This window comes from Streptomyces sp. NPDC059787, from assembly GCF_042732315.1.
Taxonomy (GTDB): domain Bacteria; phylum Actinomycetota; class Actinomycetes; order Streptomycetales; family Streptomycetaceae; genus Streptomyces; species Streptomyces atrovirens.
Genome location: NZ_JBHWHX010000078.1, coordinates 1 through 21,749, shown reverse-complemented (window position 1 = coordinate 21,749; position 21,749 = coordinate 1). Strand labels below are relative to the sequence as shown.

Sequence of the window (21,749 nt, the reverse complement as noted above, 5' to 3'; positions counted from 1 at the left end):
CCTTATAGGGGCGCGGGGAACTGCGCGAGCAACCCCCACCCACCCGCACATCGGGGTCAAAGGGGCAGCGCCCCTTGAGGACGGGACGGGTAGGGGCGGCGGGGGCGAGGAAAAAGTGTGGGCACCCGCCCTGTCACTCCGACGGAGCCGCCGCCTCCGGCTTCGCCGAAACCTCCGGCAGTTCCGCCGCCAGGGCCGCCGCCGCCTGGACCAGGGGGAGCGCCAGCAGGCCGCCCGCGCCCTCCCCGACCGTGACACCGTGCGACAGCACAGGGTCCAGCGCCATCCGGTCCAGCGCCTTCGCCTGTCCCGGCTCGCCGCTGTCGTGCGCCGCGAGCCACCAGTCCGGTGCCCGGAACGCCACCCGCTGCGCCACCAGCGCACACGCCGCCGTCACCACGCCGTCCAGCACGACCGGCAGCTTCCGCACCGCCGCCTGCAGCAGGAACCCCGTCATCGCGGTCAGGTCGGCCCCGCCGACCGTCGCAAGGAGCTGCAACTGGTCTCCGAGCACGGGCCGCGCCCGCCGCAACGCGTCCCGGATCGCCGCGCACTTGCGCATCCACGCCAGGTCGTCGATCGCCAGTCCGCCGCGCCCGGTCACCACCGACGCGTCCGTCCCGCACAGCGCGGCCACCAGCACGCCCGCCACCGTGGTCCCGCCCACGCTCACATCGCCGAGCACCACCAGATCCGTACCGGAGTCGGCCTCCTCGTCGGCCACGGCCATCCCCGCGCGGAAGGCCGCCTCCGTCTCCTCCGGGGTCAGCGCGTCCTCGATGTCGATGCGCCCGCTGCCCCGCCGCACCCGGTGGCGTACGACGTCCTCGGGCAGTGATTCCGGGTCGCAGTCCAGGGACATGTCGACCACCCGCACCGGCACGCCCTGCCGCCGGGCGAGCACGGACACCGGACGGCCGCCCTCCAGCACCTCCCGCACCAGTTCCGCGGCGCTGCCCGCGGCCCGCGCGGAGACACCCAGCCCGGCGATCCCGTGATCGCCGGCGAACAGCACGACCCGCGGCCGTTCGATCGGCCGCACCGGCACCGCGGACTGCGCCGCCGCCAGCCACTCACCCAGGTCGTCCAGGCGGCCCAGCGATCCGGGCGGCACGATCTGGCGCTCCCGGCGCGCCTCCGCGTCACGGCGCACCCCGCCGTCCGGACGCTCGATCAGATCGGTGAAGTCGTCGAGATTAAGCGAGCTCATTCGCCGAACAGTACCGGCCTCCGTCGAACACGACGGCGCACCGGTCGGCCTCGCGTACGGGCCCTCACCCCCACCACGCCACCCCGGCGCCGTTCCACCCCGTGACGCCCTCCCGTCCGTAACGTTTTGCCGTGGATTGCCGGACATCATTCCGTCCGTCCCACCCGTCCCGTACGTCGCCCCGTCCGGGTGCCGTACGCCCTCACGCCGGGAGCCGCCCATGTCCGCAACCGACCCAGCCCGCGCGATCCCCGCCTCCCACGGCTCCGCCCGGGTGCACGAGCCGCGCCGCGGGGACTGCCCCTGGTGCGGCTCCGCGCGGCTGCGCAACCGGCTGAGAACGGGCGATCTGCGCCGGCACCGGCCGGGCCTGTTCACCGTCGACGAGTGCCGGGACTGCGGCCACACCTTCCAGAACCCCCGCCTCACCGCCGAGGGCCTCGCCTTCTACCGGCGGACCGTGCGCGGCGCCCCCCGCGACCCCGCCACCGAACGCGTCCTCGCCCTGCACGCCGTCCGGCACCGCCACCGGGGCGCGGCCCGCGCGATGCTCCCCTTCGGCGAACCGGAGAGCTGGCTGGACGTCGGCACCGGACTCGCCCGCTTCCCGCTGACCGCGCGGGAGTTCTTCCCGTACACCGCCTTCGACGGCACCGACCTCACCGCGCGCGTCGAGAGGGCCCGTACGCTCGGCCGCGTCGAGGAGGCCCACATCGGGCCGCTGACCGACCCGCGGGTCCTGGCCCGGCTGGCCGGCCGCTACGACGTCGTCAGCCTGCTGCACCACCTGGAACACACCACCGACCCCCGCGCGGAGCTCCACGCGGCCCTCGACGCCCTGCGCCCCGGCGGCCACCTGCTCATCGAGACCCTGGACCCGCGCTGCGCCTTCGCCGCCCTGTTCGGCCGCTGGTGGCTGCCCTATGACCAGCCCCGCCGACCGCACCTGCTGCCCCAGCGCAACCTCCGCGCGGAGCTCGAGGAACGCGGCTGCGCCATCGTCACCGCCGGGCACCGCGCCGCGCACGTACCGCACGACCTGGCCGGCCTGACCGCCCTGGCCCTCTCCCACGCGCTGCCCGCCCCGGACACCCCCTGGCGTGCCGTCCCGCCGACCCCGTTCCAGCAGCACCTGCGCGCGGTGCTGCTCCGCGCGGGCACCCCGCTGGTGGTCGCGGCGGCGGTGACGGACCTGGCCCTCGCGCCCGTGGTGCGGCACACCCCGTTCGCCAACGCCTACCGGATCATCGCGCGGAAGCCGTAGCCGTAGCCGTAGCGCCGCGCCCGAGGGCTCATCCCCGCAGGACGACCGCCTGCCCCGCCACCACCAGCAGCACCTGCTCGCACTCCCGCGCGAACGCCGCGTTCAGCCGCCCGAGTTCGTCCCGGTACCGGCGGCCGGACGCGGTAGCGGGCACGATGCCCGAGCCGACCTCGTTGGACACGGCGACCACCGTCCGCCGTGTCCCGCGCACCGCGTCCGTCAGCTCCCGCATCCGGTCCCGCAGCGCCCGCTCCCCGCCGTCCGCCCACTCCGCGTCGTCCCACGCCCCCACGGCGTCCATCGCGTCCGTCAGCCACAGCGACAGACAGTCGATCAGCAGCGGCGGCCCGTCGTCCTTCAGCAGCGGCACCAGGTCGCACGTCTCGACGGTCCGCCACGACCCCGGCCGCCGCTCCTGATGCGCCGACACCCGCGCCGCCCACTCCGTGTCGCCGTTGCGCGACCCGCCGGTCGCCACGTACAGCACCTCCGGGAACGACTCCAGCCGCCGCTCGGCCTCCACCGACTTGCCCGAGCGCGCCCCGCCCAGCACCAGCGTCCGCCGCGGTACGTCGGGCACGTCCTCGTAGGCGCCCACCTCCAGCGTGGTCCCGTCCGGTACGGCGCGCGCCCCGGCTGCCGCGAGCCGGCGCCGCGACTCCGCGCCCGGCGGCACGTCGTGGTCCAGGTGGACGGCGACGACATCCGTGGCCGGGCCCACCGCCCCCGCCTCCCGCAGCCTCGCCAGCGCGTCCGGCCGTCCCACGACGTCCAGCAGCACCATGGCGTACGGCTCGGCCGGTGCCTCGAGACCGGCCGGCGCCCCGCCCGGCGGCAGGTACAGCAGCCGCTGCCCGTCCGGGCCGGTCACCGCGTACCCGGTGCCGGGCGCGTCCAGCGCCACCGCCCGCACCCGATGCCCCGTCAGCAGCGCCAACTCCCGCCCGTCCGGCACCCGTCCCGGCTGCGGCAGCCCGGCCGGCACCTCGAGAGCGGGGCCGTCGTGCGGGTGCGACAGCAGCACCTGGCGTACGCCGCCCAGCGAACGGCCCGCGCGGGCGGCCGCGAACGCGGTGCCCGGCGTGAGGTCGAGCAGCAGTGCCCCGTCCACGAGCAGCGAGGTGGCCGCCCGCGCGTCCACGCCGAGCGCGGACGCGCACGCGGCGCAGGGACAGTCGGGACGGGGCAGTCCCGCCGGGGCACCGGTGCCGAGCAGAGTCAGTTCCACGCCCCGATTCTCACCTGCCCCCACGGTGACTGCCCGTCCGGCTAGGCTTTGGGGCCGGTGTGATCACACTCTTGGGAGGCGTACATGGCGGCATGGACGTGGCGGTTCGAGAAGGCCGACGGGACGCAGGTCGAACCCGCGGTGCCGCCGGAGGAGTTCTCCACGCAGGGGGACGCCGAGTCCTGGATCGGGGAGCACTGGAAGGCGCTGGTGGAGGGTGGTGCGGATCAGGTGCGGCTGCTGGAGGACACCACGGAGATCTACGGCCCGATGAGCCTCCACGCGGAAGAGGCGTGAGCCCGGGGGGTTGAGCGGAAGGGTTTCTTCGTCCCCGCCGCCCCTATGAGGGGCGGCGGGGAACTGCGCGAACGGGGTCCGGGGGCGAAGCCCCCGGGGACGGGACGGGAAGGGGCGGCGGGGGCGGGAAAAAGCGCGGTGCCCCCGTCCGTCCGGGGCCGAGGTATCAGCCCCGGACCCCGCACAGGTGCAGCAGTGCCGCCACCCCGCGGTACGGGTCCGTGCGGCCCGCCCGGTCCTCGAGGGTGAGCAGGGCGTCCAGGTCGTCCGGGACCGCGTCGTCCGCCGTCGTGTCCGTGAAGACCCGTACGCCGTACCAGGTGTGCAGCGGTGCCCCGATCCCCGCGAGCGTCGACGTCAGCCTCTTCAGCCCGTACGCCGTCGTGCAGAAGCCCGCCAGTGCCCCGGCCCAGTCGCCGGACAGGCCCGCCCGCATCGCCGGCGCGTCCCCGTTGCGCACCAGCAGGGAGAGCAGGCCCCCGGGCGCGAGCATCCGTGCCATCCCCGCCAGCAGCGCGTCCGGCTCCTCGACGTCCATGAGCGCGCCATGACACAACACGACGTCGAAGCTGCCCGGCAGGAAATGCACACCGGTGTCCCCGGCGTGACCCTCGATGATCCGCATGCGCTCCCGGATGCCTTCCGGCTCCCCGGCGAACACCTCCCGTGCGGCGGCGATCATCGTCGCGTCCTGCTCGACGCCGGTCACCTGGTGACCGGCCCGGGCCAGCCGCAGTGCCTGCGTCCCCCGGCCCATGCCCACGTCGAGCACCCGCAGGCGCCGCCCGACCGGGAAGCGCCCGACTATCTGCTCCTCCAGCCGGCGGGCCACCAGCTCCTCCCGGACGACATCGCGCAGACCGCCGAGCCCGCTCGGCGGGCCCGGGACCGCGTCATCCGTGAACGACGTGGCGCTCAGGGCCGCTCCCCGCGCTTGACCTGGGGCTTGGGCAGCCGCAGCCGGCGCATCTGGAGCGAGCGCATCAGCGCGTAGGCCACCGCGCCGCGCCGACGGTCCTCGGGGAAGCGCTCCGCCAGCTGCTTCTTCAGCCGGAACCCGGTCACGATCGAGTCGAGGACGATCATCACGATCACCACGAGCCACAGCAGCAGCGCGACGTTCTGCAGCTGCGGCACCTGGATCATGCTCAGCACCAGGATGATCACGGCCATCGGCAGGAAGTACTCCGCGATGTTGAACCGCGAGTCCACGAAGTCACGCGCGAACCGGCGCACCGGCCCCTTGTCGCGGGCGGGCAGATAGCGCTCGTCGCCGCTGGCCAGCGCCTGGCGCTGACGCTCCATCGCGGTACGGCGCTCCTCGCGCTGCCGCTTGGCGGCCTCCTTGCGCGTCATCGTCGTATTGGCGACGCTGCGACGCTGGGACTGGGCCACGCTCCGCTTGGGCGTGGGGCGGCCCTTCGGGGCCTCCGGATGACGGGTCTGCTTGGAGTCGGTCACCGTCGCCTTGTCGGCGACCGATGCCTTCTCTTCCTTGGCGCGGCTACGGAACACAAAACCCAAGGGTACGGGGTGCCCGGGGTTGGACCCCAGCCCCATGGGGAACGATCCGGCAACACCGGACGTCTCCAAAAGGACAGAGGGGGACGTTGTGCGGGTCTCCGGGTGGTCCGGCCGGCCGGCCCCGGGGACCACCTACTCCCTACGCCGGATCGGGAGGGTGGTCAGTCGTCCTTGGGGATGAGCGCATCCGTCCCCGAACAGTGCGGTAATGGATGTGGGGCCCGTACTGTGGGTTCTGTCGCAGGTGCTGGAGCTGGAGTCGGTCAGAAGGGGGCGCGCGAAGCCCATGAGCGGTGTCATGAAGCGTATGGGGATGATCTTCCGCGCGAAGGCGAACAAGGCCCTTGACCGGGCCGAGGACCCGCGCGAGACCCTCGATTACTCGTACCAGAAGCAGCTGGAGCTGCTCCAGAAGGTCCGCCGCGGTGTCGCCGACGTGGCCACCTCGCGCAAGCGCCTGGAGCTCCAGCTCAACCAGCTGCAGTCCCAGTCGGGCAAGCTGGAGGACCAGGGCCGCAAGGCGCTCGCGCTCGGCCGAGAGGACCTGGCCCGTGAGGCCCTCTCCCGCCGCGCCGCGCTCCAGCAGCAGGTGACGGACCTGGAGACGCAGCACGCCACGCTGCAGGGCGAGGAGGAGAAGCTCACCCTCGCGGCCCAGCGCCTCCAGGCCAAGGTGGACGCCTTCCGCACCAAGAAGGAGACCATCAAGGCCACGTACACCGCCGCCCAGGCGCAGACCCGGATCGGCGAGGCCTTCTCCGGCATCTCCGAGGAGATGGGCGACGTCGGGATGGCGATCCAGCGGGCCGAGGACAAGACCGCCCAGCTCCAGGCGCGGGCCGGCGCGATCGACGAACTGCTCGCCTCCGGCGCCCTCGACGACCAGTCCGGCATGCACAAGGACGACATCCAGGCCGAGCTGGACCGGCTCTCCGGCGGTACGGATGTAGAGCTGGAACTGCAGCGCATGAAGGCCGAGCTGGCCGGTGGTGGTACCGGCCAGCAGCAGGCCATCGAGGGCGGCAGCGGCCAGCAGCAGGCTGAACAGCGGTCGCAGGACACCCCGCGCTTCGACAAGCATTGATGCCCTCTCCTGCCCGAGGGCAGGAGATTCCGGTCCGTACCGCGATGCGGCACCACCTCGGGTTCCTGTTTCACAGGCCGCTGCCGACCGGTGAGGATCGGTCTTACGTGGCCTCCGCAGGCCTGACTTCCCGCCCGTCCGGCGGTAGGTCGGACACATTACGTCGCCCGGCATGGCGAGCGTAGCCATGCCGCTGCGGCGCTCGGGTCAGGATGCCCTGCACTTCCACCCTGAAGGGTGGAACACTGGGCGGGTGTTCGGTAGCTCACGCCGAGGAGGGCGACATGATCGTACGGATCATGGGGGAGGGGCAGGTGACGCTGGCCGAGAGCCGGCTCGCCGAGCTGGACAAGCTGGACGAGGAACTGCTCGCCGAGATGGAGAACGGCGACGGGCCGGGCTTCCGCACGACCTTGAAGGCGCTGCTGGCCAAGGTCCACGAACTCGGCGAGCCCCTGCCGGACGACTCCCTGGAGCCCTCCGACCTGATCCTCCCGTCCCCCGACGCGACGCTCGAGGAGGTCCGGGACCTCCTGAGCGACGACGGCCTGATCCCGGGGACGACATAAACGCGGGCAATCGCCCCGCGTAACCGCGGGCAGTCGTGCCTCCCCCAGTGCCTTAAGGGCCTGGGAGGTACCCCGTGAGCGCCGGGTCGCGCGACCCCACCCGGGCCGGAGCACCCCGGTGGCCACCCGCACCGGCGCCCACCCCCGGCTACCGTAAACAGCCGTGAGCACCCTGACCCGCGCCCGGTGCCGAGCACAGGCACACCCCTTCGCACTGGACGCAGCCCTCGCCGCAGGCGTCCTCATATGCATGGTCGCCGGCTCCTTCGTCGACCCCCACGGCCCCGAGGGCGTCAGATGGGGCCTGCGCACCCCCGACCCGCTCAGCCTCGTCCTCATGGCCCTCGGCGCCGCGGCCCTGGTCTTCCGCCGCCGCGCCCCCCGTACGGTCCTCGCCCTCGCCGGCGGCTTCTCCGTCGCGGAGTCCGTCACCGGCGACCCCCGCGCCCCCGTCGCCATGTGCGCCGTGATCGCGCTCTACACCGTCGCCTCCACCACCGACCGTCCCACCACCTGGCGGATCGGCCTGCTCACCATGACCGTCCTCACCGGAGCCGCGATGGTGGTCGGCCCCCTGCCCTGGTACGCCCAGGAGAACCTGGCGATCTTCGCCTGGACCGGCATCGGCGCCACCGCCGGGGACGCCGTCCGCAGCCGCCGCGCCTTCGTCCAGGCCATCCGGGAACGCGCCGAACGGGCCGAGCGCACCCGCGAGGAGGAGGCCCGCCGCCGCGTCGCCGAGGAGCGCCTGCGCATCGCCCGCGATCTGCACGACGTGGTCGCCCACCACATCGCCCTGGTCAACGTCCAGGCCGGGGTAGCCGCCCACGTCATGGACAAGCGGCCCGACCAGGCCAAGGAGGCCCTCGCCCATGTCCGCGAGGCCAGCCGCTCCGCGCTCGGCGAGCTGCGGGCCACCGTCGGCCTGCTGCGCCAGTCCGGCGACCCGGAGGCCCCCACCGAACCCGCGCCGGGACTGGACCGCCTCGACGAACTCGTCGGCACCTTCCGCAGCGCCGGACTGCGCGTCGAGGTCGCCCGTGGCGACGAGGGCGCCGACCTTCCCGCAGCCGTCGACCTGGCCGCGTACCGGATCATCCAGGAGGCTCTGACCAACGTGCAGAAGCACGCCGGCACCGACGCGCGGGCCGAGGTCAGCGTCGTACGCGTCGGACCCCACATCGAGATCACCGTCCTCGACGACGGCACCGGCGAGGACCGGGACCACACCCCCGGCGGCGGGCACGGGCTGCTCGGCATGCGCGAACGCGTCACCGCGGTGCGCGGCACCCTCACCACCGGCCCCCGCTACGGCGGCGGTTTCCGCGTCCATGCGATCCTGCCCGTCAAGACCCGTACGTCCGCCGCTCAGGACAGCGGCCCGTGACCACCGATCACCCCCGCTGGAGCCCGTATGACGATCCGTGTCCTGCTCGCCGACGACCAGGCACTGCTGCGCAGCGCCTTCCGGGTGCTCGTCGACTCCGAGCCGGACATGGAGGTGGTGGGTGAGGCGTCCGACGGCGCGGAGGCGGTCCGGCTGGCCCGGGAGCGGCGCGCGGACGTCGTCCTCATGGACATCCGGATGCCCGGCACCGACGGACTCGCCGCCACCCGCATGATCAGCGCGGACCCGGAGCTCGCCGGGGTCCGGGTGGTGATCCTGACGACCTTCGAGGTCGACGACTACGTGGTGCAGTCGCTGCGGGCCGGCGCCTCCGGCTTCCTCGGCAAGGGCTCCGAGCCCGACGAGATGCTGAACGCCATCCGGATCGCCGCCGGGGGAGAGGCCCTGCTGTCCCCGGTGGCCACCAAGGGCCTGATCGCCCGCTTCCTCGCCCAGGAGGGCACGTCCGGGGCCGACCACGACCCGGCCCGCGCCGAGCGGCTCGAGTCGCTCACCGTGCGCGAGCGCGAGGTGCTGGTCCAGGTCGCCGGCGGCCACTCCAACGACGAGATCGCCGAACGCCTGGAGGTCAGCCCGCTCACGGTGAAGACCCACGTCAACCGGGCCATGGCCAAGCTGGGTGCCCGCGACCGGGCCCAGCTGGTGGTCACCGCCTACGAGTCGGGGCTGGTCCGTCCAAGGGTGGAGTGAGCCCTGCGGGGCGTACTGCGGCGGGAGTATGCGCCGCATAAGGGATGGGACCTCGGGGCTACGGATCGGCCCCCGTCGATGGCCCAAGGTGTAGAGCGGGCGCCCACTCGTGCGCGCGCCCGCTTGCCGGACTTCTGCCGCTCCACGGAAAAGAGACCCTGACCATGTCCTGGCTGTCCAGATTCAGCCTCGCGCAACGGGCGCTGATCGGACTGATGTCGATCATCGCGCTCGTCTTCGGGGCGATCGCGATACCCCAGCTCAAACAGCAGCTGCTGCCGACCATCGAACTGCCCATGGTGTCCGTGATCGCCCCGTACCAGGGCGCCTCCCCGGACGTGGTCGAGAAGCAGGTCGTCGAACCCATCGAGGACAGCCTGGAGGCCGTCGACGGCATCTCCGGCGTCACCTCGACGGCGAGCGAGGGCAACGCCGTGATCATGGCGTCCTTCGACTACGGCAACGGCACCCAGCAGCTCGTCGCCGACGTCCAGCAGGCCGTCAACCGGGCCGGCGCCCGTCTCCCGGACGACGTCGACCCGCAGGTCGTCGCCGGTTCCACGGACGACATCCCGGCCGTCGTCCTCGCCGTCACCTCCGGCCAGGACCAGCAGGCGCTCGCCGACCAGCTCGACCGGACCGTGGTGCCCGCGCTGGAGGGCATCGACGGCGTCGGCCAGGTCACCGTGGACGGCGTGCGCGACGTCCAGGTCACCGTCACCCCCGACGACGCGAAGCTGGCGAAGGCCGGTCTCACCTCGCAGTCGCTGTCGGCGGCCCTCCAGGCCGGCGGCGCGACCGTCCCGGCCGGCTCCTTCGACGAGGACGGCGCCAACCGCACCGTCCAGGTCGGCGGCGGCTTCACCTCGATCGGGCAGATCGAGGGCCTGATGGTCACCGGCGAGTCCGGCAAGGGGAAGCCGGTCCGCCTCGGGGACGTCGCCACGGTGAAGGAGGAGGAGGCCAAGGCCGACTCCCTCACCCGCACCAACGGCAAGCCCAGCCTCGCCGTGATGGCGACCATGGACCACGACGGCAGCGCGGTCGCCATCTCGGAGGCCGTCCAGGAGAAGCTGCCCGACCTGCGCGAGGACCTCGGTGACGGGGCCACCCTCACCGTCGTCAGCGACCAGGGCCCGGCGGTCTCCAAGGCCATCGAGGGCCTCACCACCGAGGGCGCGCTCGGTCTGCTCTTCGCGGTCCTGGTGATCCTGGTCTTCCTGGCGTCGGTCCGCTCGACCCTCGTCACGGCGGTCTCCATCCCGCTGTCCGTGGTGCTCGCCCTGATCGTGCTGTGGACGCGCGACCTGTCGCTGAACATGCTGACGCTGGGCGCGCTGACCATCGCCATCGGCCGGGTCGTGGACGACTCGATCGTCGTCCTGGAGAACATCAAGCGGCACCTCGGCTACGGCGAGGAGCGCCAGTCCGCGATCATGAACGCGGTGCGTGAGGTGGCCGGCGCGGTGACGTCCTCGACGCTCACCACGGTCGCCGTGTTCCTGCCGATCGGCCTGGTCGGCGGCATGGTGGGCGAGCTGTTCGGCTCCTTCAGCCTCACCGTCACGGCGGCGCTGCTGGCGTCCCTGCTGGTGTCGCTGACGGTCGTGCCCGTCCTGTCGTACTGGTTCCTGCGGGCCCCGAAGGGCACCCCGGAGGACGCCGAGGAGGCGCGCAGGATCGCCGAGGAGAAGGAGGCCAGGAGCCGCCTCCAGCGCTTCTACGTCCCCGTGCTGCGCTTCGCCACCCGGCGCAGGCTGACCAGCGTGGCCATCGCGGTCGTCGTGCTGATCGCCACGTTCGCCATGGCGCCGCTGCTGAAGACCAACTTCTTCGACGCGGGCGAGCAGCAGGTCCTCACCGTCCGGCAGGAGCTGGAGCCCGGCACCAGCCTGGCCGCGACCGACGCGCAGGCGGCGAAGGTCGAGAAGCTGCTCGGCGACACCGAGGGCGTCAAGGACTACCAGGTGACCATCGGCTCGTCCGGCTGGATGGCGGCCTTCGGCGGCGGTACGGACACCAACCAGGCGACGTACCAGGTGATGCTGGAGGACGACGCGTCCTCCGAGGACGTGACGGACAGCGTCGAGAAGGGTCTGGAGAAGCTCGACGGCATCGGCACCACCACCATCGCGGCCGGTGACGGCTTCGGCAGCCAGGACCTCAGCGTCGTCGTCAAGGCGGCCGACGCGCAGGCGCTGCGCAAGGCGGCGGACCAGGTCCGCGAGGCGGTGGCCTCCCTGGACGACGTCACGGACGTCACCAGCGACCTGGCGCAGAGCGTGCCCCGTATCTCGGTGAGGGCCAACGACAAGGCCGCCGCGGCCGGTTTCACCGACCAGACCCTCGGTGGGGCCGTCGCCCAGGCGGTGAAGGGCACCCCGGCCGCCAAGGTGGTCCTGGACGACACCGAGCGTGACGTCGTCATCCGTTCGGCGAATCCGGCCACCACCGTGGACGAGCTGAAGGACCTGCGCCTGGGCGCGGTGAAGCTGGGCGACATCGCCACCGTCGAGGTGGTGGACGGCCCCGTCTCCATGACCCGGATCGACGGTCAGCGCTCGGCCACCGTCACCGCGAAGCCGACCGGTGACAACACCGGCGCGGTGGGCGTGGACCTGCAGAAGAAGATCGACGGACTGACGCTGCCCGCGGGCGCGACGGCGGAGATCGGCGGCGTGACCGAGGACCAGGACGAGGCGTTCCTCAACCTGGCCCTGGCGATGCTGGCCGCGATCGCGATCGTCTTCATGCTGCTGGTCGGCACCTTCCGGTCGCTCGCCCAGCCGCTGATCCTGCTGGTCTCCATCCCGTTCGCGGCGACCGGCGCCATCGGCCTGCTGCTGGTCACCGGCACCCCGATGGGTGTTCCGGCGATGATCGGCATGCTGATGCTGATCGGCATCGTGGTCACCAACGCGATCGTGCTGATCGACCTGATCAACCAGTACCGCAGGCAGGGCTACGGCGTCGTCGAGGCCGTGCTGGAGGGTGGCCGCCACCGTCTGCGGCCGATCCTGATGACGGCCCTGGCGACCATCTTCGCCCTGCTCCCGATGGCCCTGGGCGTCACCGGCGAGGGCGGTTTCATCGCCCAGCCGCTGGCGGTCGTGGTGATCGGCGGTCTGATCACGTCGACCCTGCTGACCCTGCTGCTGGTGCCGACGCTCTACGCGATGCTGGAGCTCCGCAAGGAGCGGCGCGCGAAGAAGCGGGCGGCGAAGAAGGACGCGGCGACGCAGGCGGAGGCTTCCCAGGAGCCGAATCCGGTCCAGGTCTGACGTCCGGTCCGTACGACGAAGGGGCGCCCCGTGGATCCACGGGGCGCCCCTTCGCATGTGGTCCTACGGCAGCGCCAGCATCCGCTCCAGCGCCAGCTTCGCGAACGCCTCCGTCTCCTTGTCCACCTCGATGCGGTTGACCAGGTTGCCCTCGGCGAGGGACTCCAGGGTCCACACCAGGTGGGGGAGGTCGATGCGGTTCATGGTCGAGCAGAAGCAGACCGTCTTGTCGAGGAAGACGATCTCCTTGCCCTCGGACGCGAAACGGTTGGCCAGGCGGCGGACCAGGTTCAGCTCGGTGCCGATGGCCCACTTGGAGCCGGCCGGGGCCGCCTCCAGCATCTTGATGATGTACTCCGTCGAGCCGACGTGGTCCGCGGCGGCGACGACCTCGTGCCTGCACTCGGGGTGGACCAGGACGTTCACGCCCGGGATGCGCTCGCGCACGTCGTTCACCGAGTCCAGGCTGAACCGGCCGTGCACCGAGCAGTGGCCGCGCCACAGGATCATCTTCGCGGCGCGCAGCTCGTCCGCCGTCAGCCCGCCGTTCGGCTTGTGCGGGTTGTAGACGACGCAGTCCTCCAGGGACATCCCCATGTCCCGCACCGCCGTGTTGCGGCCCAGGTGCTGGTCGGGCAGGAAGAGGACCTTCTCGCCCTGCTCGAAGGCCCAGTCCAGGGCCCGCCTGGCGTTGGAGGAGGTGCAGATGGTGCCGCCGTGCTTGCCCGTGAAGGCCTTGATGTCGGCGGAGGAGTTCATGTACGAGACGGGGACGACCTGCTCGGATATCCCGGCCTCGGTCAGCACGTCCCAGCACTCGGCGACCTGCTCGGCGGTGGCCATGTCGGCCATGGAGCAGCCGGCCGCGAGGTCGGGCAGGACCACCTTCTGGTCGTCGCCGGTGAGGATGTCCGCCGACTCGGCCATGAAGTGCACACCGCAGAACACGATGTACTCGGCCTGCGGGCGGGCGGCGGCGTCGCGGGCCAGCTTGAAGGAGTCGCCCGTGACGTCGGCGAACTGGATGACCTCGTCGCGCTGGTAGTGGTGGCCGAGCACGAAGACCTTGTCCCCGAGCTTCTCCTTGGCGGCGCGGGCGCGCTCCACCAGGTCCGGGTCGGACGGCGAGGGGAGGTCGCCGGGGCACTCCACACCGCGCTCGCTCCTCGGGTCGGCCTCACGGCCGAGCAGCAGCAGGGCGAGGGGCGTCGGCTGTACGTCGAGCTCCTGGGTCTGGGCGGTGGTCACGACACGCACCCTTTCTGTTCTGGCGACTTCTCGTCGAAATGACGCTATCTATCATAACCGGTTCACGTCACTTTGACGACGGGCCATAGCGTCCATGTGACGGGAATCCCTATGGGCGCCGATCCACCGCCGGAAGGGCCCACAAGGGCCGGTTTCCGCTTCGTACCGCGTGTGCGAGCATGAAGAGGGAAGCGAGGAAGACACGCGCCCGGCCCGGAATGAATCCGCGGTCCCGCCGGTTGCAACCGTCGGCAAGCAGTCTCCGTACAACCCGGGAGAGATGTAGATGTCCGTATCGGACGAGACCACCACCGTCACCGACGGCATCGTCCTGACCGACGCCGCCGCGTCCAAGGTCAAGGCCCTGCTCGACCAGGAAGGCCGTGACGACCTCGCCCTGCGCGTCGCCGTCCAGCCCGGCGGCTGCTCCGGCCTGCGCTACCAGCTCTTCTTCGACGAGCGCTCGCTCGACGGCGACGTGGTGAAGGACTTCGACGGTGTGAAGGTCGTCACCGACCGCATGAGCGCTCCGTACCTGGGCGGCGCCACCGTCGACTTCGTCGACACCATCGAGAAGCAGGGCTTCACGATCGACAACCCCAACGCCACCGGCTCCTGCGCCTGCGGCGACTCCTTCAGCTGAGCCGGGTCTCCACCCCAGGCGGCACATGACGAAGGCGGCGGTCCCCTCCGAGGGGGCCGCCGCCTTCGGGCTCTCCTCCTCCCGGGGCTACCGGGTGGGCGGCGCCGGCAGCCGGGCACCGTCCTTCCACAGCGGGACCGGCTCGCCGTCCGTGCCCACGACCTCGCGGTCACCGACCGGCGCGTCCAGCCGCACCGTCTGCTGGTACTGCTTGGCGATCAGGATGCACACCTTGTCCGGCCAGGGCGTCTCGGTCACCCGCACCGTCACCCGGTCGCCCTTCTCACTCGCCGTCGCCTCGTAGTCGGCGCACACGCCGCCCGTGAAGGTCACGGTCAGCTCGTCGCCCTCGGCGGTGTAGCCCTCGACGTCGACATCACGGGTGGACGGTGCCGCGGTCGGTTCGTCGCCGGGCTTCGTGGGCCGCGGGCTCGCCTCCCCGGACCCGGACTCCGTCCGCGGGGCGAGGAACTCCGGATCGACCGCCGGATACGTCACCGTGAGGGTGTCCTCCGCCCCCTGGGGCCGTACCTCGAACAGCCAGGACGGTACGAGCGCCGGCCGCCCGTCCACGGAGTGCGAGGCCAGCCCGAACACCGCGTCGCCGACCGTGACGGTGTCGCCCTTCGGCTTCGTCGCCGTGGCGCACGGCTCCGGCTGCCCGTCCGCCGGCGGTACGGGACCGGCGCAGCCGCCGGTTCCCGCGCCCGGGCCGGCGTCCGGCGCCGCGTTCAGCAGCTTCAGCGCGTCGGCGGCGCTCACCACGGGGTAGGCGTCCCCCTTCACCGGCTCCGTGAGCCGGCCGTTGCCGCCGACCACCTCGCCCTTGGCGCCGACGACCACACCGGTCGTCCAGCCGTGGGTCGGCAGCCCGCCGACCTCGGGGTCGGCGTTCACCATGCGCTTGCCGCCCATGATCCGGCCCGCGTCGAGCTTCGCGTCGTCCTGACCCACCGCCTTCAGCACGGGCGCGGCGGCCTTCTTCGCGACGGACTCGCTCACGACCGGACCGCCCGTGGACGGGGCCGAGCACGTCGCGCCCTTGCAGTTGTCGGTGCCCGGGTTGTTCCGGCTGAACGTCCAGGAGCCGGGAGCCTCCCGGTCCACCCGCAGCGTGGGCCCCGAACCGTCCTTGCCGCCGATCCGCCAGGACCCGCCCTCCGCGACCGGCTTCCCCTCCAGCCCCAGGGCCTTCGCCAGCGTGACCACCCGGTCCTCGGTGACCTGCCCCCGGACGCGGTACACCGGCGCCGAACCGGGACCCTCCGGGAGTGAGCCGTCGGCGCGGTAGACGACGCCGTAGGGGTTGGGCTCGCCCGGGGCGATCCCGTTCGCGGCGCCCTCGGAGTGACCGTCCAGGGCGAGCGGCGGGGGAGTGGCGTCGCCGTTCGCCCCCGGAGTCGTACCGTCCCCGGAGTCCCCGGAACCGCCGGAGGCACCGGCGGCGAGGTAGGCCCCGCCGCCCCCGACGAGCAGCACGGCGGCGGCGACGGAGGCGATCAGCAGGGACGGACGCCGCCGTCCCGCCGCCGGCTCGTCGGCGTGTCCCTCCCGGGAGGGCGGGCCGCCGGCCCGCTGCTCCTCGACGACGGTCTCGTCCGCGCCGGACCTCGGCCCGTCCTCCGGGGCCTTCCCGGCGGGGGTGCCGGTGGTGGCGGCGTCCGCCTTCCCGGCACCGGCGTCGGGTGCACCGCCGGCCGGCCGTGCCGTACCCGGCTCGGGAGTGGCGGGCTCCCGCTCCTGCCGCTCCGGGGCGTCCGTCTCCCCGCCGTGGCCCGAAGCGCCCCCGGAGTCGGGCGCGCCGCCCGGGGCGGTGCGCGCCTCGTCGTCGTTGTCGGGTCGCTCGGTGTTCACCGCATCGCTCCTTCGGCTGCGCGACTGTCCCGGAAAGACCCTTCCCGGTCGTACCGGGACCGCTCGTGGGTCGTATCCCGCATCCCCTTTACGGGGGACAGCGATGGGACGCAGCGGGGGAGCGCGCGGTTCCCCGGGGGCGCCGAACCGGCCGGAGCGGGCTCAGTCGCCGTACTCGGCCATCGCGTCCAGCAGCCGCGCCGAGCCGGGCGGCACGGTCACGCCGTGGATCGAGGACGGGGAGACCGGCCGGGCGGCCACCCGGTCGGGCACCGTCCAGTGGGGGACCATCCGGGCGCAGTCGCCGCGCAGCGACGCCAGGCCGCCTTCGAGGTCTGCCGGAGCGGGGGCGGGGGCGGGTGTATGGGCCCTGAGGTTCGTCATATCGGCACCGTACGCACGGAGAAGGTCACGAAGAAAGATCTACTATCGGGTAGTTTCGGCCGCTTCTGCGGGCACTCCCCAACCGGTAGCGTGAAGTGTCAAACCGCCTCCCTCAGGAGAATCCACGCCGTGCGCATCGCAGTCACCGGCTCCATCGCCACCGACCACCTCATGACCTTCCCCGGGCGCTTCGCCGACCAGTTCGTCGCGGACCAGCTGCACACGGTCTCGCTGTCCTTCCTGGTCGACAACCTCGACGTGCGCAGGGGCGGCGTGGGCGCGAACATCGCCTTCGGGATGGGCCAGCTCGGCACCCGCCCGATCCTCGTCGGAGCCGCCGGCTTCGACTTCGACGAATACCGGGCCTGGCTGGACCGGCACGGCGTCGACACCGAGTCCGTCCGTATCTCCGACACGCTGCACACCGCCCGCTTCGTGTGCACCACGGACGCCGACCACAACCAGATCGGCTCCTTCTACACGGGCGCGATGAGCGAGGCCCGGCTGATCGAGCTGAAGACCGTCGCCGACCGCGTGGGCGGCCTCGACCTGGTCTCCATCGGTGCGGACGACCCGGAGGGCATGCTCCGGCACACCGAGGAGTGCCGCTCCCGGGGCATCCCGTTCGCCGCCGACTTCTCCCAGCAGATCGCCCGGATGAACGGCGAGGAGATCCGGATACTGCTGGACGGGGCGACCTACCTCTTCTCCAACGAGTACGAGAAGGGGCTCATCGAGACGAAGACCGGCTGGAGCGACGCGGAGATCCTCGGCAAGGTGGGCCACCGTGTCACCACCCTCGGTGCGAGGGGTGTCCGCATCGAGCGGGCCGGCGAGGAGACGATCGAGGTCGGGTGCCCGGACGAGGAGCGCAAGGCCGATCCGACGGGCGTCGGCGACGCGTTCCGGGCGGGGTTCCTGTCGGGGCTGGCGTGGGGGGTTCCGCTGGAGCGGGCGGCGCAGGTCGGTTGCATGCTGGCGACTCTCGTCATCGAGACGGTGGGGACGCAGGAGTACCAGTTGCGGCGGGGGCACTTCATGGAGCGCTTCATGAAGGCGTACGGGGACGAGGCGGCGGAGGAGGTCCGGGGGCACCTGGGCTGAGTCGCCGGGTGCGGGTGGGTGGGAACTGGCCGCGCAGTTCCCCGCGCCCCCTCCGAAGAGGCTGAGCCTCGCCTCCCTGGACGATGCGCGGCTCCCCACGCCCCTGGAAGCGCTCAGCTGAGCCGGCGGACCGTGTAGGCCGTCGCCTGGTCCGCCGGTTCTTCACCTACGTATTCCTGGCCGCGCATCTCGCACCAGGCCGGGATGTCCAGGCGGGCCGCCTCGTCGTCGGCGAGGACGCGGATCGTGCCGCCCACGGGGACGTCTCCGATGACCTTGGCCAGTTCGATGACCGGGATCGGGCACCGCCGGCCCAGGGCGTCCACCACCAGGGCCTCGTCCTTCTCCTCCGTCGGGACGGGGCCGGTGGACACCGGCGCGCCGAGCTTCTCCCTCACCCCCGACACCACCTCCGGCAGGACGGACAGGAAGCGCTCGACGTCCTCCTCCCGCGTCCCCGACGGCAGCGAGACCCGGATGTTGCCCTCGCTGAGCACGCCCATCGCCCGCAGCACATGGCTCGGCGTCAGCGTGCTGCTCGTGCAGGACGACCCGGACGACACGGAGAAACCGGCCCGGTCCAGCTCGTGCAGCACTGTCTCCCCGTCGACATAGAGACAGGAGAACGTGACGATCCCCGGCAGCCGCCGCTCCGGGTCCCCGACCACCTCCACGTCCCGCACCAGCCGCGGCACCCGCGCCCGGATCCGCTCCGTCAGTTCCCGCAGCCGTACCGCCTCCTCGGCGGCCTCCGCCCGCACCGCCCGCAGCGAAGCCGCCGCCGCCACGATCGCCGGCAGGTTCTCGAACCCGGCCGCCCGCCCCGACTCCCGCTCGTCCCGCGGCCCCTGGGGAGCGAACCGCACCCCCTTCCGTACGACGAGCAGCCCGGCCCCCGACGGACCGCCCCACTTGTGGGCGCTCGCCGTGAGCAGCGACCAGTCGCCCTCCACCGGCCCCCACCCCAGCGACTGGGCCGCGTCCACCAGCAGCGGCACCCCCGCCGCCCGGCACACCTCGGCGACCTCGGCCACCGGCTGCACGGTCCCCACCTCATGGTTGGCCGACTGCAGACAGGCCAGCGCGGTGTCCGGCCGCAGGGCGTCCGCGTACCCGGACGGGCTCACGGCCCCCGTGCGCTCCACCGCGACCTCGCTGACCGATCCTCCGCCGGCCTGGTGAACTTCCGCCGCATGGAGCACAGAAGAGTGTTCGACAGCTGACACGATCAGGTGACCTCCGACGCGCCGCCGCCCGGCCAGCGCCCCCGCGATCCCGGAGTGCACCGCCCGCGTGCCGGACGACGTGAACACCAACTCGTCCGCCCGGCACCCCACCACCTCCGCGACCGCCTCCCGCGCCGCGTCCAGCAGCAACCGAGCCCGCCGCCCCTCCCGGTACAACCGCACCGGATCCGCCCACCCCTCGTCGAGAGAGGCCATCAGGGCCTGCCGGGCAACGGGATGGAGGGGGGCGGCGGAAGCGGCATCGAAGTAGGACATACAGCAACGCTAAAGCGCCGGTCACCCGAGTGCCCCAAGGGGCGCGGGGAACTGCGCGACAAGCCGCGACGAACCCGCAGCCGCCAATTCAGCGAACCCACGGAGTGACTAGGCACCCCTCCCCGCGACCCCCCGGAGAGCGTCGGCTAGGGTTTGGTCCGCATAAACATCCAAACCCCTGCCCGACGCAGGGCGGCGACCGACCAGCGAGAAGGCAGGCCGCAGCCAATCCGCGCGGGCGAGACTCTCGGGAAGGCGCTACGTGAGTCCCAACGGCTCCGACCGCTCGCCGCGGCGCCCGATGCGGCGGAAGCTGCTGCAGGCAATGACCGCGGGCCTGGTCCTGGCGACCGCCACCGGTTGCACATGGGAGGACTTCCCCCGCCTTGGTATGCCCACCCCCACCACGGAAGAGGCTCCGCGGATCCTCTCCCTGTGGCAGGGATCCTGGGCCGCCGCGCTCGTCGTCGGCGTGCTGGTGTGGGGCCTGATCCTGTGGAGTGCTTTCTTCCACCGGCGCAGCCGCACCAAGGTGGAGGTTCCTCCGCAGACCCGGTACAACATGCCCATCGAGGCGCTGTACACGGTGGTTCCGCTCATCATCGTCTCGGTGTTCTTCTACTTCACCGCGCGCGACGAATCCGAACTGCTGAAGCTCGAGAAGCCCGACGTCACCGTCAACGTGGTCGGCTTCCAGTGGAGCTGGTGCTTCAACTACGTCGAGAACGTCGACGGTTCCACGGGCGACGCCAAGAAGGCCAAGGAACTCGAGGCGATCCCGGACCGCTACAAGGACGCTTTCCCGGCCGACGCCGGCGGTGTCTACGACTGCGGTACCCCCGGTACGCGGAACCCGCAGACCAACAACCCGGGCCCCACCCTGTGGCTGCCCGAGGGCAAGCGGGTCCGCTTCGTGCTGACCTCGCGTGACGTCATCCACTCCTTCTGGGTGGTGCCGTTCCTGATGAAGCAGGACGTCATCCCGGGCCACACCAACGCCTTCGAGGTGACCCCCAACCGTGAGGGCACCTTCCTCGGCAAGTGCGCCGAGCTGTGCGGCGTCGACCACTCCCGGATGCTGTTCAACGTGAAGGTCGTCTCCCCCGAGCGCTACGAGCAGCACCTCAAGGACCTCGCGAAGAAGGGGCAGACCGGTTACGTTCCCGCCGGCATCGCGCAGACGAGCCACGAGAAGAACCGGGAGACGAACAACCTGTGAGCATCCTCAACGAACCCCAGGGTGCCGCCGTCGCAGCTGAGGACTCGTACGAGAACGAGCTGCCGGTACGGCGCAAGAGTCCCGGCAACGTCGTGGTGAAGTGGCTGACGACCACGGACCACAAGACGATCGGCACCATGTATCTGGTGACGTCGTTCGTGTTCTTCATCATCGGTGGCGTGATGGCCCTGGTGATGCGCGCGGAGCTGGCCCGGCCGGGTCTGCAGATCGTGTCGAACGAGCAGTTCAACCAGGCGTTCACGATGCACGGCACGGTCATGCTGCTGATGTTCGCGACGCCGCTGTTCGCCGGTTTCGCGAACTGGATCATGCCGCTGCAGATCGGCGCGCCGGACGTCGCCTTCCCGCGGCTGAACATGTTCGCCTACTGGCTGTTCCTGTTCGGCTCGCTGATCGCGCTGGGCGGTTTCCTCACGCCGGACGGGGCGGCCGACTTCGGCTGGTTCGCCTACTCGCCGCTGTCGGACGCGGTCCGCTCGCCGGGCATCGGCGCCGACATGTGGATCATGGGTCTGGCCTTCTCCGGCTTCGGCACCATCCTCGGCTCGGTCAACTTCATCACCACGATCATCTGCATGCGCGCTCCGGGCATGACGATGTTCCGCATGCCGATCTTCACCTGGAACGTGCTGCTGACCGGTGTGCTGGTCCTGCTCGCCTTCCCGGTCCTCGCGGCGGCGCTGTTCGCGCTGGAGGCGGACCGCAAGTTCGGGGCGCACATCTTCGACTCGGCCAACGGCGGGGCGCTGCTGTGGCAGCACCTGTTCTGGTTCTTCGGCCATCCCGAGGTGTACATCATCGCGCTGCCGTTCTTCGGCATCGTCAGTGAGATCATTCCGGTCTTCTCCCGCAAGCCGATGTTCGGCTACATGGGTCTGATCGGCGCGACCATCGCGATCGCGGGTCTGTCGGTGACCGTGTGGGCGCACCACATGTACGTCACGGGCGGTGTGCTGCTGCCGTTCTTCTCCTTCATGACGTTCCTGATCGCGGTGCCCACCGGTGTGAAGTTCTTCAACTGGATCGGCACCATGTGGAAGGGGTCCTTGAGTTTCGAGACCCCGATGCTGTGGACGCTGGGCTTCCTGATCACCTTCACCTTCGGTGGTCTGACCGGTGTCATCCTGGCCTCGCCGCCGCTGGACTTCCATGTGTCGGACTCGTACTTCGTGGTGGCGCACTTCCACTACGTGGTGTTCGGCACGGTCGTCTTCGCGAT

At 71.7% G+C, this 21,749-nt stretch carries 19 protein-coding genes; 11 read left to right on the top strand and 8 right to left on the bottom strand.

From position 1 onward, the window contains the following. Positions 1-133 precede the first annotated feature (133 nt). Positions 134-1,210 carry a nicotinate-nucleotide--dimethylbenzimidazole phosphoribosyltransferase gene (cobT, locus tag ACFV5H_RS36515; protein ID WP_385199034.1) on the bottom strand — a complete coding sequence of 359 codons (1,077 nt, stop codon included), beginning with the start codon at positions 1,208-1,210 and terminating at the stop codon, positions 134-136. 220 nt (positions 1,211-1,430) lie between these two features. Between cobT and ACFV5H_RS36510 the strand changes: the two genes are divergently transcribed. Next, positions 1,431-2,474 (top strand): class I SAM-dependent methyltransferase, encoded by a 1,044-nt coding sequence (locus ACFV5H_RS36510; RefSeq protein WP_385059438.1) that lies wholly within the window; start codon positions 1,431-1,433, stop codon positions 2,472-2,474. Between the two features lie 28 nt (positions 2,475-2,502). Here ACFV5H_RS36510 and ACFV5H_RS36505 read toward each other — a convergent pair whose 3' ends face one another. After that, the gene (locus ACFV5H_RS36505) at positions 2,503-3,702 is read right to left on the bottom strand and encodes a bifunctional adenosylcobinamide kinase/adenosylcobinamide-phosphate guanylyltransferase (protein ID WP_385059436.1); all 1,200 of its coding nucleotides are present in this window, start codon (positions 3,700-3,702) and stop codon (positions 2,503-2,505) included. A gap of 84 nt (positions 3,703-3,786) precedes the next feature. Between ACFV5H_RS36505 and ACFV5H_RS36500 the strand changes: the two genes are divergently transcribed. Beyond that, the gene (locus tag ACFV5H_RS36500; protein WP_385059434.1) at positions 3,787-3,999 is read left to right on the top strand and encodes a hypothetical protein; all 213 of its coding nucleotides are present in this window, start codon (positions 3,787-3,789) and stop codon (positions 3,997-3,999) included. Between the two features lie 166 nt (positions 4,000-4,165). On the opposite strand, the gene ACFV5H_RS36495 is transcribed toward ACFV5H_RS36500, so the two are convergent. Together ACFV5H_RS36495 and ACFV5H_RS36490 are read right to left on the bottom strand one after the other, a co-directional pair. Continuing rightward, positions 4,166-4,831: a methyltransferase domain-containing protein gene (locus ACFV5H_RS36495; protein ID WP_385057213.1), complete on the bottom strand. Its 666-nt coding sequence runs from the start codon at positions 4,829-4,831 to the stop codon at positions 4,166-4,168. 83 nt (positions 4,832-4,914) lie between these two features. Next, positions 4,915-5,559 (bottom strand): DUF3043 domain-containing protein, encoded by a 645-nt coding sequence (locus tag ACFV5H_RS36490; protein WP_385057211.1) that lies wholly within the window; start codon positions 5,557-5,559, stop codon positions 4,915-4,917. 262 nt (positions 5,560-5,821) lie between these two features. Between ACFV5H_RS36490 and ACFV5H_RS36485 the strand changes: the two genes are divergently transcribed. The 5 genes from ACFV5H_RS36485 to ACFV5H_RS36465 all read left to right on the top strand — a co-directional run bounded on the left by ACFV5H_RS36485 (position 5,822) and on the right by ACFV5H_RS36465 (position 12,555). Then, positions 5,822-6,607: a PspA/IM30 family protein gene (locus ACFV5H_RS36485; protein WP_302181326.1), complete on the top strand. Its 786-nt coding sequence runs from the start codon at positions 5,822-5,824 to the stop codon at positions 6,605-6,607. Between the two features lie 284 nt (positions 6,608-6,891). Further along, complete coding sequence (locus ACFV5H_RS36480) at positions 6,892-7,176, top strand: hypothetical protein (protein ID WP_385057209.1); 285 nt, start codon at positions 6,892-6,894, stop codon at positions 7,174-7,176. 163 nt (positions 7,177-7,339) lie between these two features. After that, positions 7,340-8,563 carry a sensor histidine kinase gene (locus tag ACFV5H_RS36475; RefSeq protein ID WP_385057207.1) on the top strand — a complete coding sequence of 408 codons (1,224 nt, stop codon included), beginning with the start codon at positions 7,340-7,342 and terminating at the stop codon, positions 8,561-8,563. Positions 8,564-8,590: 27 nt separating this feature from the next. After that, positions 8,591-9,274, top strand: coding sequence for a response regulator (locus ACFV5H_RS36470; protein ID WP_385057205.1), 684 nt, complete (start codon positions 8,591-8,593; stop codon positions 9,272-9,274). Positions 9,275-9,438: 164 nt separating this feature from the next. After that, the gene (locus ACFV5H_RS36465; protein WP_385199032.1) at positions 9,439-12,555 is read left to right on the top strand and encodes an efflux RND transporter permease subunit; all 3,117 of its coding nucleotides are present in this window, start codon (positions 9,439-9,441) and stop codon (positions 12,553-12,555) included. Positions 12,556-12,618: 63 nt separating this feature from the next. On the opposite strand, the gene nadA is transcribed toward ACFV5H_RS36465, so the two are convergent. Then, complete coding sequence (gene nadA / locus ACFV5H_RS36460) at positions 12,619-13,803, bottom strand: quinolinate synthase NadA (protein WP_385057202.1); 1,185 nt, start codon at positions 13,801-13,803, stop codon at positions 12,619-12,621. A 286-nt stretch (positions 13,804-14,089) separates the two neighbouring features. Here nadA and erpA point away from each other — a divergent pair, with 286 nt between their 5' ends. After that, positions 14,090-14,446 (top strand): iron-sulfur cluster insertion protein ErpA, encoded by a 357-nt coding sequence (erpA, locus tag ACFV5H_RS36455; protein ID WP_073935599.1) that lies wholly within the window; start codon positions 14,090-14,092, stop codon positions 14,444-14,446. An 87-nt stretch (positions 14,447-14,533) separates the two neighbouring features. On the opposite strand, the gene ACFV5H_RS36450 is transcribed toward erpA, so the two are convergent. Both ACFV5H_RS36450 and ACFV5H_RS36445 read right to left on the bottom strand, forming a co-directional pair. Continuing rightward, positions 14,534-16,300: a hypothetical protein gene (locus tag ACFV5H_RS36450; RefSeq protein WP_385199031.1), complete on the bottom strand. Its 1,767-nt coding sequence runs from the start codon at positions 16,298-16,300 to the stop codon at positions 14,534-14,536. Between the two features lie 162 nt (positions 16,301-16,462). Then, complete coding sequence (locus ACFV5H_RS36445) at positions 16,463-16,684, bottom strand: hypothetical protein (RefSeq protein ID WP_385057198.1); 222 nt, start codon at positions 16,682-16,684, stop codon at positions 16,463-16,465. Between the two features lie 129 nt (positions 16,685-16,813). Here ACFV5H_RS36445 and ACFV5H_RS36440 point away from each other — a divergent pair, with 129 nt between their 5' ends. Further along, entirely contained in the window at positions 16,814-17,788 is a 975-nt protein-coding gene (locus tag ACFV5H_RS36440; RefSeq protein ID WP_385057197.1) for a carbohydrate kinase family protein, read from the top strand. A gap of 113 nt (positions 17,789-17,901) precedes the next feature. Here ACFV5H_RS36440 and ACFV5H_RS36435 read toward each other — a convergent pair whose 3' ends face one another. After that, positions 17,902-19,290, bottom strand: coding sequence for a cysteine desulfurase/sulfurtransferase TusA family protein (locus tag ACFV5H_RS36435; protein WP_385057196.1), 1,389 nt, complete (start codon positions 19,288-19,290; stop codon positions 17,902-17,904). 262 nt (positions 19,291-19,552) lie between these two features. Here ACFV5H_RS36435 and coxB point away from each other — a divergent pair, with 262 nt between their 5' ends. Both coxB and ACFV5H_RS36425 read left to right on the top strand, forming a co-directional pair. After that, positions 19,553-20,509 (top strand): cytochrome c oxidase subunit II, encoded by a 957-nt coding sequence (gene coxB, locus ACFV5H_RS36430; protein WP_385057194.1) that lies wholly within the window; start codon positions 19,553-19,555, stop codon positions 20,507-20,509. Further along, positions 20,506-21,749, top strand: a 1,244-nt coding sequence (locus tag ACFV5H_RS36425) for a cbb3-type cytochrome c oxidase subunit I (RefSeq protein WP_385199029.1), incomplete at its 3' end; no start/stop codon positions are given. The genes coxB and ACFV5H_RS36425, both read left to right, overlap by 4 nt.

What these genes read in the sequence shown, in the direction of transcription:
- cobT (WP_385199034.1), bottom strand. Translation starts at nt 1,210, where the DNA reads ATGAGCTCGCTTAATCTCGACGACTTCACCGATCTGATCGAGCGTCCG.
- ACFV5H_RS36510 (WP_385059438.1), top strand. Translation starts at nt 1,431, where the DNA reads ATGTCCGCAACCGACCCAGCCCGCGCGATCCCCGCCTCCCACGGCTCC.
- ACFV5H_RS36500 (WP_385059434.1), top strand. Translation starts at nt 3,787, where the DNA reads ATGGCGGCATGGACGTGGCGGTTCGAGAAGGCCGACGGGACGCAGGTC.
- ACFV5H_RS36490 (WP_385057211.1), bottom strand. Translation starts at nt 5,559, where the DNA reads ATGGGGCTGGGGTCCAACCCCGGGCACCCCGTACCCTTGGGTTTTGTG.
- ACFV5H_RS36485 (WP_302181326.1), top strand. Translation starts at nt 5,822, where the DNA reads ATGAAGCGTATGGGGATGATCTTCCGCGCGAAGGCGAACAAGGCCCTT.
- ACFV5H_RS36480 (WP_385057209.1), top strand. Translation starts at nt 6,892, where the DNA reads ATGATCGTACGGATCATGGGGGAGGGGCAGGTGACGCTGGCCGAGAGC.
- ACFV5H_RS36470 (WP_385057205.1), top strand. Translation starts at nt 8,591, where the DNA reads ATGACGATCCGTGTCCTGCTCGCCGACGACCAGGCACTGCTGCGCAGC.
- ACFV5H_RS36465 (WP_385199032.1), top strand. Translation starts at nt 9,439, where the DNA reads ATGTCCTGGCTGTCCAGATTCAGCCTCGCGCAACGGGCGCTGATCGGA.
- erpA (WP_073935599.1), top strand. Translation starts at nt 14,090, where the DNA reads ATGTCCGTATCGGACGAGACCACCACCGTCACCGACGGCATCGTCCTG.
- ACFV5H_RS36445 (WP_385057198.1), bottom strand. Translation starts at nt 16,684, where the DNA reads ATGACGAACCTCAGGGCCCATACACCCGCCCCCGCCCCCGCTCCGGCA.
- ACFV5H_RS36435 (WP_385057196.1), bottom strand. Translation starts at nt 19,290, where the DNA reads ATGTCCTACTTCGATGCCGCTTCCGCCGCCCCCCTCCATCCCGTTGCC.